We start from the raw sequence: 15,646 nt of genomic DNA on the forward strand, positions 1-15,646 counted from the left end.
ATCATTCCGGCGCCAGATAGCGCCGCCGCGCCCAACCCACGGCGCGTCCGGCCTTGACCCGGCACCACGTGGTCCGGCTCGGCGTGTCGTTGGTGCAGCCGAAGACCAGGGCGCGGGTGCGGATCTCGCCGACCTGCTCGGACGCGGCATCCGGCTCGGCGCGGATCGAGAGCGGCTCGCCGGGGGGCAGCCCGGAGATCCGGTAGGCTTCCGGTTCGGCGCCGGCGCCGCCCGGGACGAGGGGCGCCACGAAGCAGAATCCGGCGAGAACGATGAGGCGGGCGCGCATCGGCAGGTCGCTCAAGCAGGGCGCGTGTGTGGGGAAGTCCGGTCTTCGGACTTATCACGGCAGCCACGAGAGCCGTGAGCCTCCGACGGAGACACGCAAACACAAAAAAAATCAGGTGCGGTGGACGCCCATCATCGCGGTGAGGCCGCCATCGACCGGCAGCACCGTCCCGGTGATGTAGGCGGCGGCATCACCCATCAGGAAGGCGGCGAGCGCGGCGACATCCTCGGGCTGGGCGAACCGGCCGGCGGGGATCTGGCGCTCCATCCCGGCCCGGTGGGCGGCGTAGCGCGCCATCATGGCGGTGTCGACGAAGCCTGGGGCGATGACGTTGACCGTGACCCCGCGCTTGGCGGTCTCGATCGCGAGGGTCCGGCAATAGGCGATCAGCGCGCCCTTGGTCGCCGCGTAGGCGGCGTTGCCGGCATTGCCGCGGAGCGCCGCGACCGAGCCGATGGCGATGATGCGGCCCGACCGCGCCTGGGTCATCGGGCGGACCAGCGCCTTGGCCAGACGGGTCAGCGCGAAGAAGTTGACCTGCATGGCCGCCTCGGCCTTGTCCTGGTCGAACATCGCCGCGAGGGCGTCGCTCGGCTGGCCGGCATTGTGGACGAGGCCGTGATAGCCGGATTCCTCGGCCACCGCGCAGAACGCGTCGAGGGCGGCCTTGTCGGCGAGGTCCAGGGCGTGCCCGGTGAAGGCGCGCTCGGGATGGGCGGCGCGTAATTCGGCGAGCAGCGCCTCGGCGGCCTCCCCCGAGGCGCGGTAGGTGAAGTCGACCGCGTGGCCGGCGCCGGCCAGCGCGCGGACGATCGCCGCGCCGACGCCCGAGGCGCCACCGGTGACGAGGACGCGGCGGGCGGCGCTCACGCCGGCTCCGCCCCGAACACCAGGCAGGTGTTCTGGCCGCCGAACCCGAAGGAATTCGACAGCACGGTGCGGACCGGCAGGTCCCGGGCGGTCTCGACCACGTCGAGGCCGATCGCCGGGTCCGGCACCCGGTGGTTGATGGTCGGCGGGATGCGGCCGTGGCGGATCGTCAGAAGCGAAACCGCCGCCTCGATGGCGCCGGCCGCCGTGAGCGTGTGCCCGATCATCGACTTGTTGGAGGTCACCGGCAGGGACGGCGCCCGGTCGCCGAACACCGCGGCGAGCCCCAAGGCCTCCATCTTGTCGTTCTCCGGGGTCGAGGTGCCGTGGGCGTTCACCGTGTCGATCGCCTCGGGGCCGAGCCCGGCATCGTCCAGGCTGGCCCGGATCGCCGCGATGACCGGCGCCCCGTCGGGGCTGGAGCGGGTGCGGTGGAAGCCGTCGCCCTTCTCGCCGCAGCCGAGCACGTAGCCGAGGATTTTTGCTCCTCGACCGACCGCAGCCTCGGCATCTTCGAGGACCAGGGCGGCCGCGCCCTCGCCCATCACGAAGCCGTCCCGATCCTTCGAGAACGGCTTCGAGGCTTCTTCCGGCACGTCGTTGCGGGTGGAGAGCGCCGAGAGCAGCGAGAACCGGATCAGCGATTCCGGGTTCACCGAGCCGTCGGTGCCGATGCAGAGCGCCGCCGCGGTCTCGCCCCGGCGAATCGCCTCGACGCCGAGCTGGATCGCCGTGGCGCCCGACGAACAGGCGGTGGAGAGCGAGATCGGCGAGCCCTTGGTGCCGAACCTTTCGGCGATGCGGTCGGCCACGGTGCCGAAGATGAACAGGTCGTGCCAGGCGTCGAAGCGCCGGGTCGCGGCGGCCCGGAGCAGGCCGGCATAATCGACGTCGCCATCGCCGCCCGCGGCCTCGGCTAAAGCCTGCCGCTGCGGCCATTCCATCTCCACCGGCGGGACCGCGATGAACAGCGCCCCCGGGAAATCAACCTTCGCGCCGATCCCGGCCTGCGCGACCGCCTCCTCGGCGGCCTCCGCGGCGAAGCGCTCGGACAGGAGCGGCGCCACCAGCGGCTCGGTATCGAGGAAATCCACCGTGCCGGCGATGCGCGTGCGCAAGCCCTCGGTCGAGAACCGCGCGATGGCATGGATGCCGGACCGGCCGGCGCTCATGGCCGCCCAGGTATCGGCCTGGCCCTGTCCGAGGGAGGAGACGACGCCGATGCCCGTCACCGCGATCAGCGGCCGGCCCCTGGCGTCGCGATAGGATCGCGCGCTCATGGCGCGTCTGTACGGGATTTTTTGGTGGCGTACACCCGGTCCGCTCAGAGCCTGCGCCCCAACCCGAAACCGTTGATCGCCCTGAACAGCACCCGCGCCCCAGCCTCGATGTCGTGGAGGCTCGCGAATTCCGCCGGGTTGTGGCTGATGCCGCCCCGGCAGCGCACGAACACCATGGCGACCGGCGCGATCGCCGCCACCGCCATGCCGTCATGGCCGGCGCCGCTCGGGAGGGCGAGGACGGTCAGGCCTTCGGCGATGATCGCATCCCGGATCAGGGTGGTCAGCCCGGGATCGCACGGCACCGCCGCGGCCTCGTGCATCGGTTCGACGCCGAGATCGAGCCGGCGGCGCTCCACGATCTCCATGCACGCGGCTCGGATGTCGGCGAGCGCGGCAAGGCGCTGGGCATCGTCGGGCGCGCGCAGATCGAGGGAGAAGCGCACCAAGCCGGCGATCGTGTTCCCTACCCCGGGATGGACGTGCATCCGGCCGACGGTGCCGACGAGATGCGCCTCGTCGCAGCAGCGCGCCTCGATGGCGAGCACGCATTCCGCGGCACCCGCGAGGGCATCGCGCCGCTCGTTCATAGCGACGGTGCCGGCATGGCCGGCCTCGCCGGTCAGGGTGAATTCCAGGCGGCTGGCACCCGAGATCGCCGTCACGACGCCCACCGGCAGGCCGGCCTTCTCGAGCATCGGACCCTGCTCGATATGCAGTTCCAGGTAGCCCAGGATTTCGTCCGGCCGGCGCGCCGCAGAGGCGGTTGCCGTGGGGTCGAGGCCGTAAGCCCGCATCGCTGCCGCGACCGTGGTCCCGTCCGCATCGGTCGCGCGAAGCGCCGCCGGGTTGAGGCGGCCGGCGAAGGCATTGCTCCCCGTGAGCGTGGCCGCGAAGCGCACACCCTCCTCGTCGGCGAAGGCCACCACCTCCAGGGCGTGCGGCAGGCGGATCCCATCGCGGGCCAGCGCCTCGACGCAAGCGATCCCGGTGATCACGCCGAGGGGCCCGTCGTAACGGCCGGCGTTGCGGACCGTGTCGAGATGCGATCCGATGACCAGCGCCGGCCCGCCCGGTTCCGACCCTTCCAGGCGGCCGATCAGGTTGCCGACGGCGTCGTGCCGCACGCTCATGCCGGCCTCGCGCATCCAGCCCGCAACCAGGGCTTCGGCCCGGGCCTGCTCGGGGGTGAGGTAGAAGCGCGTGATCGCGCCCGGCTCGGCGGTGATCGCCGCCAGCGCGTCGAGGCGCTCCTGGATGCGCGGGGCGAAGATCATCGCGCGGGCAGTTCCGTCCGGGGTGCGTTGGCGAGGCGGAGCACCGTCTGCAGCAGCACGTCCGCGCCGGCCGCGCAGTCGCCCGGGGTGGCGGATTCCGATTCGTTGTGGCTCACGCCGTCCTTGCACGGCACGAAGATCATCGCGGTCGGCACCTTGGCGGCGAGGTTGCAGGCGTCGTGCCCGGCCCCCGAGATGATCCGGCGCCGCGCATGCCCGAGGCTTTGGGCCGCCTCATCGACCGCGGCCACGATGGCGGGATCGAACGGCACCGGCTCCTTGCGCCAGATCCGGGTGAGCGCGATCTCCAGCCGGCGGCGCTTGGCGATCTCGGTCGCCGCCTCGTTGAGGCGCGCCTCCATGGCGTCGAGCGTCGACGAGCTGGGATCGCGGACGTCGACCGTGAAGGCGACGCGGCCCGGCACGACGTTGCGGGACGGCGCCAGGATCTGGGCCTCGCCGATCGTCGCCACCGCCGAGGGGGCGTGCGCCAGGGCGATCCGCTCGGCCGCGAGGGCGAACTCGGAAAGCGCCAGCAGCGCGTCCCGGCGGCGCGGCATCGGCGTGGTGCCGGCGTGGCTCTCGAAGCCGGTGATCAGCCCGTCGAACCACATGATGCCTTGGCCGCCCTCGACCACCCCGATGGTCTTGCCTTCGGCCTCCAGGATCGGGCCCTGCTCGATATGCAGCTCGACGAAGGCGCCGATCGCGCGCGTACCGACCGCCTCGGCGCCGCGATAACCGATCGCGTCGAGGGCCTCGGCCACGGTGATCCCGGCGGCGTCGCGCTTGGCCAGGATCTCGTCGGTTGTGAATTCACCCGCATAGGCGGCAGAGGCCATCATGGCGGGGGCGAATCGCGAGCCCTCCTCGTTGGTCCAGTTGACCACCATCAGGGGCGCCTCGGTCTCGATCCCGGCATCGTTCAAGCTGCGCATCACCTCGAGCCCGGCCAGGACTCCGAGCACGCCGTCGAACTTGCCGCCGGTCGGCTGCGTGTCGAGATGCGAACCGAACGCGATCGGCGCGCGGTCCATGTCCCGCCCCGTCCGCAGGGCGTACTGGGTGCCCAGCGCGTCGACCGAGACCGTGAGCCCCGCGGCCTCGCAGGCCTCCCGGAACCAGTCGCGTACGCAGCCATCCTCCGGGGACAAGGTCAGACGGTTGATGCCGCCGGCCGGCGTGCTGCCGAACGTCGCCGTCTCCAGGATCGTGGCCCACAGGCGTGCGCCGTTCGCGCGCAGGTTGTCGGTCTTGCTCGGGTTGGTTTCGGCCATGGCGGGTCCTTTCACGGCGCGGCGCCGTGCGACACGAGTCGCAGTCACCCTTATCGGGCGTTGCGTGGGCCCGGAGCAACGGTGATGCCAGCCGGCCCGCTCAGGCCGGAGGCCGCCGTACCGGGTTGGCGCGCAGCAGCGCTTCGCCGTGGACCTGCAGGGCAGAGGCAATCTCGCCCAGGGCAGTGGCTTCGATGCCGCTGATCCCGTCCTGATCGGCGACGTCGGCGGCGATCAGGAAGACGTTCTCGCGCTGGCTCACCGGCCGCTCGGCGATGGAGGCAACGTGGCGCAGATTCTCGGCGCGGCCGAGGCGCGTGCGCGCGCGGGCGATGCCCTCGTATAGCTCCGTCTCCAGCATCAGCGCGTCGTAGCCCTTCACCAGGACCGGATCCGCGCGCAGGCCGTGCAGGGCCGCGTCGAATTCCTCACTCGCGACCTCGCCGTCGGCCACGATGACGTTGGCGGCAGCCGAAACGGCCGCGAGCATCAGGGCCTTGTCGCCGGCATAGGCCGTCACGGTGCGGCCGACACGGCCGAAAATGTCGCTCAGAAGGGTCATGCCGAATATTCGAGGCTGTCCGCCGGGCCGCGAGGGATAGCAGACCGTGCTGCGGAAGAAAGGTGCCGGGGAGCACCCGGTCAACGCGACGCGGGTCTGATCGAGGGCGGGAATTTCGAATGCGGCGCGATCCAGAAATTCTCCGGCAACACGCGTGTGGGAATCAGGCGTTCAACCGCGTCCCCAGCGCGGTCCGACGGATCCCGGGCCTGCCATCCCCCCCTCGGGCAGGCCCGGTTCCTGTTCAACGCCGTCGGGACGGTGCGCGGGTGGCCCCAACCGCGTCTCCCGTTCCGGCGGCGGTCTTTCCCAAGGCAGTCTCCTGGGCGAGATGATCCACCACCGCCGACAGGGCTTCGCGTTCCCGAGCGCCGCGCTTGCGCGCCGCCGAGAAGACCGCGATCTGGCGATCGGCGCTCGATCCCTCCGCCGCGATGATCCGGGCGTGTGCGCAGGCCTCCGTGCAGGCGAGGGCGTCGGCATCCTCGGCCGTGTCGGCGAGGAGCGTCTCGACGCATTCGGCCATCGGCACCGCCTGCTCCCGGGCCTCGTCGATCAACTTCGCCTGCACGCCGTCGCGCTCGGCGCGCCATAGGTTCTCGCGGATGAAGCCCCGGGACGCGGCCGTCATCTTGGCATTGAGCGTCCGGTCCCGGACCACCCGGCGCACCAGGCACCGGAAAAGGCTGGCGATACAGAGCGCGTCGTCCAGCCGGGTGCAGCTATCGGCCACGCGCAGTTCGAGCGTGGGGTATTTCAGGGACGGGCGCAGCTGCCACCACAGGAACGTCGCGTCCGGAATGGCGCCGCTGCGGGTCATCACGTCGACATAGCGGGCATAGTCGGCCGGGTCGGCGAACAGCTCGGGCAGGCCGGTGCGGGGCAATTCGGCGTAGGCGCGGGTCCGGTAGCCGGCCATGCCGGTCCGTTCGCCCTGCCAGAACGGCGACGAGGTCGAGAGCGCGAGCAGCACCGGCAGGAACGGCAGCAACCGCCCCATCAGGTCGATGCGGGCGTCGGGATCCGGCACCTCGACATGGACGTGCAGCCCGCAGACGAGGTTGCGCTGCCCGACGATGCGCAGGTCGGTCATGATGTCGTGGTAGCGGGCTTTGTCGGTGGCGCTCTGGTCGCGCCACCGCGCCACCGGATGGGTCCCGGCGGCGAAGGGCAGGATGCCGCGCTCGGCGCCGATCTCCGACAGGCTGCGGCGCTGCTCGGCCAAATGCGCCCGCGCCTCTCCGATGTCGGCGGTCGGGGGCGAGGCGACCTCGATCTGGCACTGGAGCTGCTCGCGCTCGGCGGTGTCCAGCCGGGCCTTCACGGCGGCGTGGAACGCCCTCAGGCGGGCCCGCGGCGAGCCGCGGGTGCGGGCGTCGGCGAGGAAGAACTCTTCCTCCATCCCGAATCTGTAGGCATGGGCCATCCGCGCTCCTCGCCCGGTCTGCCGGCGCAGGCCGGCATTCCCGTCAACGACGCGTCGCGAGATCCGTGCCGGTCCCGATCGCGATCGGGCCCGGATCCGATGCTTCAGCCTCGTTTAACCGGCTGCCAGACGATCCTCAGCGCCAGAACGGCTTGACGTCGAGCAGCTCGGCGCGCGCCTCAGCGGCCGCGGTGAGCAGGTCTCGGGTGCTCTCGTCATCCGGTCCCGGCACCGGCGGGCCGCCCAGGCTCTCCATCATCGACCGGGCGGTCTCCAGGTCGTTCAGGGTGCCGAGATGGTCCTGCAGGTCCGAGAGCGCTGCGCCGAACTTGTCCTGGCGGCGGCGGGCCTTCTTCTTGGTGTAGAGCTCGGCGAAGAACTCCGCGCCGTAGCGGAGTTTCTTCGCAGCGATCCGCGCCCGGTGGCGGGTATGCGGATCGAGCTTCTTCAGGCCGCGGCCGCGCTTCTTCAGGCGCTCGCGGGCGTGATCCAGGACCTGCGCCGCGAAGGCAGGGCCATCCTCGGCGGCGGCATCCTGGGCCGCCCAGGCGCCGGCCTCGACCCAGCCGGCGAAGTCGATGATCAGCCCGCGCCATTGCGGGCTTTCCAGGATCGCCAGCACCGCATCGTAGGCGTCAGTGCGCTCCGCCTCAGCCAGCTCGCGCACCGCGGTGAGGTCGCCGTCGTCCGGGCGCTCCTTGGCGAGGTTTGGCAGGGTGTGGCCGAGGAAGACGTCGAGGTTGCGGGCATGCCCGAACGGTTCGGTGACGCGCTTGATCTCGTCGCCGAAGCTGACCGCCCGCGGATCGGCTTCCAGCATGGGGGCAAACAGCGACAGCGCCGAGCGCAGCCGCCGCAGCGACACGCGCATCTGGTGGAGGGCCTCCGGGGCGTGGCTCGCCAGGAACGCGGTCTCGTTGAGGCGCAGGTGACGCAGGCAGGCGAGCGCCACAAGGCGGAAGACGTCGCCGGCGCTCGCGTCCTCGGGCAGTTCGATCGGCTCGGCCTTGACCACCGATGGTCCGGTCCCGTCCACCAGGGCGTAGCCGCGGGCGCTCTTGGCGGTCGCGCTCAGGCGCAGCGGCACGGTCTCGGCGAGCGCCTGCGCCAAGGCGAACAGGTCGGCTGGCTCGCCCGCGGCGAGTTCCAATTCGAGTTCGCAAAACGGCGCATCGCCGGCTTGGCTCTCCACGCGTCCCTCGTCGAGGGTGACGAGGATCCGCGAGGCGCCCTGCTCCACCGGGATCACCCGGCGCGTGATCACGGTGGAGAACAGCTTCTCCAGCGGCGCATCCGCCTTGCGCAGGACTTTTTCCGCCGCCGTCTCGGCCCAGGCCGCCGGATCCGGCGACTCGCCTGCGATCTCGATCTCCCACTCCGCCCGGTCGAACAGGCCGACGCCACCGCTGCCGGCCTTCACCGTCTGGATGTGCCGATCGCCCTGGGCCCGGACCCGCAGGGTCAGTCCAGCCGCGCGCAGATCCTGGTTCGGCGTATCATAATAGCTGGTGACGAGGAGTTCGGGCTTGGAGCTTTCCGCTCCCTGAAGCCGCGGGTGCGCCGCGAGTGCCGTCAGATCGGGGCCCGCGCAGTCGAGCTTCAGCTCGATCTCACGGGGGGCTGCCACGGCGTGGCTATCGGTCTCGCTCATGCTCTCCTCTTCAGAAACGTCCGGTTCATAACTCGGCTGGGCGCCCGCCGGGTTGCATCCGAGCGTCTTGAAAGATGATCTAGGGCCGATTCCGACGGCGACGCAATCGGGTCTGGCCCTAAGCCCTTGATTCGACACGCACGGTTGCCGCCGAACCGATAGCGACGTCTGCGGCGTACGCCCCGCGGCGGCGCAATCGGAAGCGGCCGGACAGCCGAACCTTGCCGACACGCCAGACGGCGGAAGCCGAACTTGCCCGCAGCCTGCGTGAAGAATCGCCTCACATTTACACTTTCCCAATTCGGGATGCCGTGGCAAAACCGATTGTCCACAATTCATCTGCCTCCTGCGCCCCGGCCCCGACCGCTCGGCGGCGACCCGCACGACGCCGTGCCAGCGAGTCGGAATCCCTAGCTGAGAATGCGGTGCGCCCAGCGTGGACGGTTGCGCCGCGGAGATCGTCGGGTCGGTGGCTCCCTTGAAGACACTTTTGGTCGGTGTGATCGGGCATGTGGATCACGGCAAGACGGCCCTGGTCCGAGCGCTCACGGGGGTCGAGACAGACAGGCTGAAGGAAGAGCGGGATCGCGGTGTCTCGATCGTCCCGGGCTTCGCGCTGCTCACGAGCGACGAAGGCGAGATCGACTTGGTCGATCTGCCCGGGCACGAGCGCTTCGTCCGCGCCATGGTTTCCGGCGCCACCGGCATGCGCGCCGTCCTGCTGGCGGTCGACGCCAACGAGGGCATCAAGCCGCAAACGGTCGAGCACCTCGAGATCGCGCGGCTGATCGGCGTCCGCCGCGGCGTGCTGGCGCTGACCAAAGCGGATCTGGCGACGCCCGAAACGATCGCGGCGCGCGCGGCCGAGATCACCGCCGCCGCGTCCCGTGCCGGGATCGCAGCGGGGCCGGTGATCGCCACCTCGACGCTGACCGGCTCCGGGGTTCCGGATCTCGCGCGCGCGCTCTCAGCGTTGCTGGCCGACGCGGAGCCGGGGACCGACGACGGGTTCCCGTATCTTCCGGTGGACCGGGTCTTCACCCGTCCGGGCTTCGGCACGGTGGTGACCGGGACCCTACGGCGGGGACCGTTGGCAGTCGGCGACACCCTGGAGATCGTCCCGGGAGGCCGCAGCGCGGTGGTGCGCAGCCTCCAGATCCACGGCCGCCCGGTCGAGCGCGCCGAGCCTGGGCGGCGGACCGCCGTGGCCCTGCGCGGCATCGGCCTCGACGAGATCGTCCGCGGCCAAGCGCTCACGGTGCCCGGCCTGCTGGCACCGTCGCAATGGCTCGACGTCGTGCTGACCGCGGCGGCCAGCGCGGATTCCGCCCTGGCGGGCGGCAGCGCCTGCCGGCTGCTGTTCGGCACCACCGAGGTCGAGGCTCGCCTGCGGCTGCTCGACCGCGATGGGCTGGAACCGGGCGCGACCGCGCCGGCGCAGTTGCACCTCGCCGAGCCGGTCACGGTGCCCGCCCGCGAGCCCTTCGTGCTCCGCCTCGATTCCCCGGCCGCGACCGTGGCCGGCGGTCGCGTGCTCGATCCGGTGAGCCGCCGGCGGCGGCGGCACGATGCCCGCGTGCTCGCCGACCTCACCGCCCTGGCGACCGGGAAGCCGACGGACGCCGTGGCAATCCGCCTGTCGCAGGCCGGGGCGGCTGGGGCGACGCTCCCGGATCTCGCCCGCGCGGCTGGCACCGGAGCGGAACGCGCCCGGCAGATGCTCGCCGCCTCCGGCGCTCGCGAGATCGGCGACCGCTTCATCGGGGCTCCGGCCTTCGCTTCGCTCCGCACCGGCGCGCTGGCGGCCCTGTCCACGCACCACCAAGACAATCCGATGGAGCACGGCATCGCGCTGGAACGCCTCGCGCGCCTCCTGGCCCTTCCGGAAGCGATGACCGCCCTGGTCCTGCGCGACCTCGCGGCGACGGGCGGCACGGTCCAGGCCGGAGCACTCTGGCGCCGGTCCGATTTCGACCCGGCCCGCAACGAGAGCGAGACCGCGCGCAAGCTCGAGCACCTGTTCCGCCGGGCCGGCCTCAACCCGCCCGACGAGGCCGAGGCGGTCGGCCGCGATGTCCGGCGGCGGGAAGCGCTGACCTACCTGGTCGGCGCCGGCACGGTGATCCGTGCGATCGACCGGGTGCAGCGCCGGGCGGTGCTGTTCCATCGCGAGGCGGTGGCGGTCGCCAGGACGCGGCTGGCGGAAGCCTTCCCGAACGCCACCACGCCGGAGACCGGCTTTCTGGCCCGGGAGGCCGGGGCCGCCTTGGGGATCTCGCGCAAATTCTCGATCCCGCTCCTTGAGCACCTCGATGCGGTGGGCTTCAGCCGCCGGACCGGGGACCGACGGGTCATCGTCGAGCTGGAAGCCGGCAAGCGTTGAGGCTTACGCACCCAGGCTAAAAACCCTCGCCGGGCCAATCGTCGGTGCCGGGCTCGTAGCAGGTGTAGCCGATGAGGCAGTTGGGGTTGTCGCGGGTCGGCCGGAAGGCGCGCCTCGCGATCTCGGTCGCCTCGCAGAACGACCGGTCCCTCACGAACCGGTCATAGGTCTGGCCGCCGGTCCCGAGCACGAGGGCGCCGCGGGCCTGGATCAGCCGGACCGTCTGCTGGCAGGTCATGGCGGTGCTCGACGGGCGCGTCTGCGCCGCGGCGGGCGCCGCGACCACCATGAGGGCCGTGGCGATCCGGAAGATCATGGGGTGTGCCTGGTTCACTGCGCTCGTGCTCAAGGACAACGCCACCGGGCCAGGGATCCGCGCTGTGTCGGTTCGACACGTATCCGCGGGGATCCAGGCAATCCGCTCCGAGCGTATCGTCCCGCAATCCCCCTCGGCGAAACGCGGAAAAAATCACTCCTCGAACGCCTCGACATACACGGTGCCCGGCTCCTGGCGGCGGGCGGTCTCCTCGATCCGGGCGAGTTGCGCCTCGGCGCGACTGCAGGGGAAGCCGTAGCGCTCACGGACCCGTTCGCTGGCGATGCCGAGGGCGAGGCGGGTGAGCGCCAGGAACTCGTCGAGCGGGTAATCCTGGCCGACCGCGAGATGATCCTTGATCACCAGGGACGGTGCGTAACAGGCGTCGCGGCTCCCGTCCGGCCAGCGGATATGGAAGCGCATGTCAGGCATCGCCGGGGATCCGGGTGGTGTTCCAGGCGGCGGACCCCGTGGCGATCGTCCCCAGCGGGGCCGGTCCGGGGGCGAAGGACGCGTAGGTCGGCAGATGGCGCGCCGCGCAGGCATCCCAGGCATGGGCCCGGGCGACCTCAAGGCCGCAGGCCCGCAGCCGGGCCCGCCGGGACGGCTCGAGGCTCGCCTGCATCGCGGCGGCGATCGCGTCGGGATCGTCGGGCTCGACCGCGAGCGCTTCTCCGGGGGCGAGGTACTCGGTGAAGGGCGGCTGTGCCGAGACGATGACCGGCGTCCCGCAGGCCATCGCCTCCAGGACGCACAGGCCGTAGCCCTCCCGCAGCGACGGGAATACCAGCGCGTCGGCGATCCGGTACAGCCCCGGCATGTCGGCTTGCGGGATCGGCCCGGTCCGGACCACCGGCTTGCCGGGGCCGACTTCGAGGCCCTCGCGTTCCAGCGCGGCACAGCAGCGGGCCTCGTAGCCCGCATGATCGAGGAGCGAGGCACCTCCGGCGATCACGAGTTGTGCGGCTGGGATATGCTGGCGCAGGCGGACGAAGGCCGCGATGATCGCCAGCGTGTTCTTGCGCGCCTCGAACCCGCCGACGCTCAGGAAGACCGGCCCCGCCCCGAGCCCGAGGCGCCGGCGCAGGTCGGCATCGCCGGGCGCCGGTTCGGGCGTGTAGACCATGCCGTCCACGCCGCTGCCGACTACGTCGGCCCGGGCCCCGTACTCCGCCGCGAGGGTCGCGGCCCAGGTCCGGCTGACACAGAGCAGCCGCCCGGCGTCGACGATCGCCCGCTCCTGCAACTGACTGAGCTGCGGGTCCGTCAGCGTGTCGATGTGGTGGACCGTGCGGACGAACCCCGGGATCAGGCGACGGCGCGTCAGGGTCGCCAGCGCGTTGCCGCTGATGCCGCAATGGGCATGGAAGATGTCGAAGTCGCAGGCAGCCGGTGTCGAGAAATGGGACAGGTAATCGGCGATCCGCGACTGGACCAGCGCCCCCGTCGGCGCCGAGACGGCTTTGGCCGCGACAGAGACCACGGGGCAGCGCGCGTCGCGGAAGAAGCCTCGGCCGGTCGGGTCGGGCGCGTGGACCACCGCCTCGTGCCCGAGGTCGCACAGCGCCTCGCCGAGGGCCAGGGCATGGACCACCCCCCCACGGGGATTGGTCGAGTGCGTGAGAATCGCGATGCGCAAGCGATCGACCATGGGGCGGCTCACAAAGGCCCGCAGCCGGTCCGGACTTCGCGCTCGAAGGTCCGGACCCGGATCGCCGCCGCCCGCTCGGGGATCCGGGCCGACCGTTCGCATCGTTCATGCCGAAATCGGACCCGGCGAACCAAATCGGTGATTTAACACCGCAGTCCGTAGTCTCCGTTGGGCGAACGCCGGGAAACCGCGAGGCTGATTGTCGGATCTGAGCCACAGCGTCGCGTATCGGAACCACCAACCCGCCGCATCATTGCCGCCGAGACACCCGGGCATCCGAAGCAACGTCCTGAATATTGAATTCAAGGCCGTAGCGTTGGGATTAAAACGTGGCGCTGTCCTCCTGCGGACGCCGATCCTCGGCTCTTCGGACGACGCTTCGGCCGCGGGATATGGCGGAGAACCAAGACCTTGCGACGCATTCTGATGACCGCTGCCTTGGCCACGCTGCTCGCGGGCGCAGCCAGCGCCGAAGACAACCCGCAGCTCGGCAAACCCGCCAGCGCGGTGATGCCGCCGGTCGAGCTGACCGTCACCCTGCAGGACGGCAAGCCGGTCTGCGCGCCGGCGGATCTGCGCCTGCCGGCCAACACCGACGTGATGCTGCAGGTCGTGAGCCAGGCCAACGTTCCGGTGACGATCACGGCGGAGGGCCAGTTCGAGCAGGGCCATCTGCTGCACGCCGACGGCGACCTCGTTCACGTGATGAGCGAGAAGGGCTACACCGTGAAGGCCAATGGCCACGGGACGCTCAAGCTGCGCACCCTGGATGCCGGCGAGCATAGCTACGCCTGCACCGCCAACAACATGCGCGATGCGCCGTTCGTGGGCAAGATGACCCTGTCCCCGCCCGCCGGCTGATTCGCGTCTTCACGCCGTGCGGTTCCGGCCGGGCGGCGTGCCAGCGTTTATTTTGTGTTACGAATTCACTTCGCCTTCAACGCGCCCGCGGAACTGCTCTTTTCAAGTCCCTGTGTCAGATTGTATCTGTCGTCGACGAGCGGCGGAGCAATCGGTCCCGTGTCCCAGAATCCGACATCAGTCTCTCCCGCCAAGTCACGCCGCAGGCGGCTGCGCGAAGTCTTGGTGGTGTGCGGCCTCCTGCTGGTGCCCACGGCGGTGCTCGCCTACGCGGATCTGCTGCCCGATTCGCTGGATCTCCTCGGCTTCGACCTGAGCGACAGCCCGGACCTGCCGCACGTCGCCCGGCAGATCGCGATCGGCGCCCCGCTCAAGATCGTGGCGTTCGGTTCGTCCTCCACCGAGGGCATCGGCGCCTCGAGCCCGGCCCATTCCTACCCCGCGCGCCTGCAGATCGACCTGCGCAAGAAGCTGCGCGGCCTGGATGTCGCCGTGATCAACCGCGGCATCGGCGGCGAGCACGTGGACGACATGCTGAAGCGCCTGGACCGCGACGTGATCGCGGCCGAGCCGCAGCTTGTTATCTGGCAGACCGGCAGCAACGATCCCCTGCGCGGTGTCTCGATCGAGCATTTTCACGAGGCGACCGCCGCCGCGATTCGGCGCATCCGGGAGGCCGGCATCGATGTGGTGCTGATGGAGCCGCAATGGTGCCCGAAGCTCGATTCGACGCCCGGCTCCTCGCGGTTCCGCGACGCGGTGCGGGCGATCGGGGACGAGCTCGATGTGCCGGTGATCCGGCGCGCCGACCTGATGCACGGCTGGGTCCGTGAAGGAAAACTCACCGCCAAGCAGCTCTTCGCCTCGGACGGCCTGCACATGGCCGATGGCGGCTACGCCCTGCTGGCCCAGGCCGCGGCCGAATCGATCCTGCACGATGCCGGCCCGGTTCAGACTACCGAGGCGGTCGCCGAGTAGCTCACCGCTGGACTCGGCCTGAAAAGCTCCCCATCTCGGCCCCACCGAGATCGGAGCCGACATCTTGAGCCACGACGCATTCAGGTACGACGACCGGGGCTTCGTGCCCCAGATGCACGCCACCACGATCCTGATGGTCCGCAAGGGCGGCCGCGTGGTCGTCGGCGGCGACGGGCAGGTCAGCCTCGGCCAGACCATCGTGAAGGGCAACGCCCGCAAGGTCCGACGCTTGGCCAAGGGTTCCGTAATCGGCGGCTTCGCCGGCGCCACCGCGGACGCCTTCACGCTGTTCGAGCGGTTGGAAGCCAAGCTGGAACAGTATCCCGGCCAGCTCACCCGGGCCTGCGTCGAACTCACCAAGGATTGGCGCACCGACCGCTACCTGCGCCGCCTCGAAGCGATGATGGTCGTGGCCGACAAGGAGGTCAGCCTGCTCCTGTCGGGCTCGGGCGACGTGCTGGAACCGGAGAGCGGCGTCATGGCGATCGGCTCCGGCGGCAACTACGCCCTGGCGGCCGCCCGCGCGCTTGAGGATACCGACCTCGACGCCGAGGCGATCGTGCGCAAAGCCATGGCGATCGCCGCCGAAATCTGCGTCTACACCAACGGCAATCTGGTGATCGAAGCGCTTGATCAGGCGTGATCGAAGGCTGGGACGCTGATGGGATGATGGCCTCGCCGCCGGTGAAAACGATTGGCGCGGTCGATTAAAAATCACGTCTCCCGCGGTATGCTCCGATCCGCCGAACGGGCAGTCGGGCCGATACGGTGAGCCGGCCAGTCCAAGGTTCAAAACGTACGGACTCGCCAGCAGGACCCACTTTA

General features: G+C 70.6%; 15 protein-coding genes. 4 read left to right on the forward strand and 11 right to left on the reverse strand.

Annotated features, from left to right (window positions below; all coding sequences use genetic code 11):
• Position 1 precedes the first annotated feature (1 nt).
• From MKL20_RS15405 to MKL20_RS15440, 8 genes are all read right to left on the reverse strand, one after another.
• Complete coding sequence (locus MKL20_RS15405) at positions 2-289, reverse strand: SH3 domain-containing protein (protein WP_244037400.1); 288 nt, start codon at positions 287-289, stop codon at positions 2-4.
• A gap of 111 nt (positions 290-400) precedes the next feature.
• Positions 401-1,159, reverse strand: coding sequence for an SDR family NAD(P)-dependent oxidoreductase (locus MKL20_RS15410; protein ID WP_244037401.1), 759 nt, complete (start codon positions 1,157-1,159; stop codon positions 401-403).
• Positions 1,156-2,439 carry a beta-ketoacyl-ACP synthase gene (locus tag MKL20_RS15415; RefSeq protein WP_244037402.1) on the reverse strand — a complete coding sequence of 428 codons (1,284 nt, stop codon included), beginning with the start codon at positions 2,437-2,439 and terminating at the stop codon, positions 1,156-1,158. The genes MKL20_RS15410 and MKL20_RS15415 overlap by 4 nt, the downstream gene beginning before the upstream one ends.
• Before the next feature lie 44 nt (positions 2,440-2,483).
• The gene (locus MKL20_RS15420; RefSeq protein WP_244037403.1) at positions 2,484-3,716 is read right to left on the reverse strand and encodes an allantoate amidohydrolase; all 1,233 of its coding nucleotides are present in this window, start codon (positions 3,714-3,716) and stop codon (positions 2,484-2,486) included.
• Positions 3,713-4,993 carry a Zn-dependent hydrolase gene (locus MKL20_RS15425; RefSeq protein WP_244037404.1) on the reverse strand — a complete coding sequence of 427 codons (1,281 nt, stop codon included), beginning with the start codon at positions 4,991-4,993 and terminating at the stop codon, positions 3,713-3,715. Before MKL20_RS15425 ends, MKL20_RS15420 begins: the two co-directional genes overlap by 4 nt.
• A 100-nt stretch (positions 4,994-5,093) precedes the next feature.
• Positions 5,094-5,555: a tellurite resistance TerB family protein gene (locus tag MKL20_RS15430; protein ID WP_243966333.1), complete on the reverse strand. Its 462-nt coding sequence runs from the start codon at positions 5,553-5,555 to the stop codon at positions 5,094-5,096.
• 244 nt (positions 5,556-5,799) lie between these two features.
• Positions 5,800-6,981 carry a carboxylate-amine ligase gene (locus MKL20_RS15435; RefSeq protein ID WP_244037405.1) on the reverse strand — a complete coding sequence of 394 codons (1,182 nt, stop codon included), beginning with the start codon at positions 6,979-6,981 and terminating at the stop codon, positions 5,800-5,802.
• Between the two features lie 136 nt (positions 6,982-7,117).
• Positions 7,118-8,632: a CYTH and CHAD domain-containing protein gene (locus MKL20_RS15440; protein ID WP_244037406.1), complete on the reverse strand. Its 1,515-nt coding sequence runs from the start codon at positions 8,630-8,632 to the stop codon at positions 7,118-7,120.
• Between the two features lie 436 nt (positions 8,633-9,068).
• Here MKL20_RS15440 and selB point away from each other — a divergent pair, with 436 nt between their 5' ends.
• A complete protein-coding gene (gene selB / locus MKL20_RS15445) occupies positions 9,069-11,015 on the forward strand; it encodes a selenocysteine-specific translation elongation factor (RefSeq protein WP_244037407.1) in 1,947 nt (648 codons plus the stop codon).
• Positions 11,016-11,031: 16 nt separating this feature from the next.
• Here selB and MKL20_RS15450 read toward each other — a convergent pair whose 3' ends face one another.
• The 3 genes from MKL20_RS15450 to MKL20_RS15460 all read right to left on the reverse strand — a co-directional run bounded on the left by MKL20_RS15450 (position 11,032) and on the right by MKL20_RS15460 (position 12,982).
• Positions 11,032-11,331 carry a hypothetical protein gene (locus MKL20_RS15450; RefSeq protein ID WP_244037426.1) on the reverse strand — a complete coding sequence of 100 codons (300 nt, stop codon included), beginning with the start codon at positions 11,329-11,331 and terminating at the stop codon, positions 11,032-11,034.
• A 153-nt stretch (positions 11,332-11,484) separates the two neighbouring features.
• On the reverse strand, positions 11,485-11,763 hold the full coding sequence (locus tag MKL20_RS15455; RefSeq protein WP_244037408.1) for an MSMEG_0570 family nitrogen starvation response protein: 279 nt from the start codon (positions 11,761-11,763) through the stop codon (positions 11,485-11,487).
• Positions 11,756-12,982, reverse strand: a complete 1,227-nt coding sequence (locus tag MKL20_RS15460) for an MSMEG_0565 family glycosyltransferase (protein WP_244037409.1) — start codon at positions 12,980-12,982, stop codon at positions 11,756-11,758. Before MKL20_RS15460 ends, MKL20_RS15455 begins: the two co-directional genes overlap by 8 nt.
• A 426-nt stretch (positions 12,983-13,408) precedes the next feature.
• On the opposite strand from MKL20_RS15460, the gene MKL20_RS15465 reads away from it, so the two are divergent.
• From MKL20_RS15465 to hslV, 3 genes are all read left to right on the forward strand, one after another.
• Positions 13,409-13,843, forward strand: coding sequence for a cupredoxin domain-containing protein (locus MKL20_RS15465; protein ID WP_244037410.1), 435 nt, complete (start codon positions 13,409-13,411; stop codon positions 13,841-13,843).
• Positions 13,844-14,071: 228 nt separating this feature from the next.
• Positions 14,072-14,821, forward strand: coding sequence for an SGNH/GDSL hydrolase family protein (locus MKL20_RS15470; protein ID WP_409568154.1), 750 nt, complete (start codon positions 14,072-14,074; stop codon positions 14,819-14,821).
• Between the two features lie 112 nt (positions 14,822-14,933).
• On the forward strand, positions 14,934-15,464 hold the full coding sequence (gene hslV, locus MKL20_RS15475; RefSeq protein ID WP_244037427.1) for an ATP-dependent protease subunit HslV: 531 nt from the start codon (positions 14,934-14,936) through the stop codon (positions 15,462-15,464).
• Positions 15,465-15,646 lie beyond the last annotated feature (182 nt).

It is taken from the genome of Methylobacterium sp. E-066 (assembly GCF_022829635.1).
Lineage (GTDB): Bacteria > Pseudomonadota > Alphaproteobacteria > Rhizobiales > Beijerinckiaceae > Methylobacterium.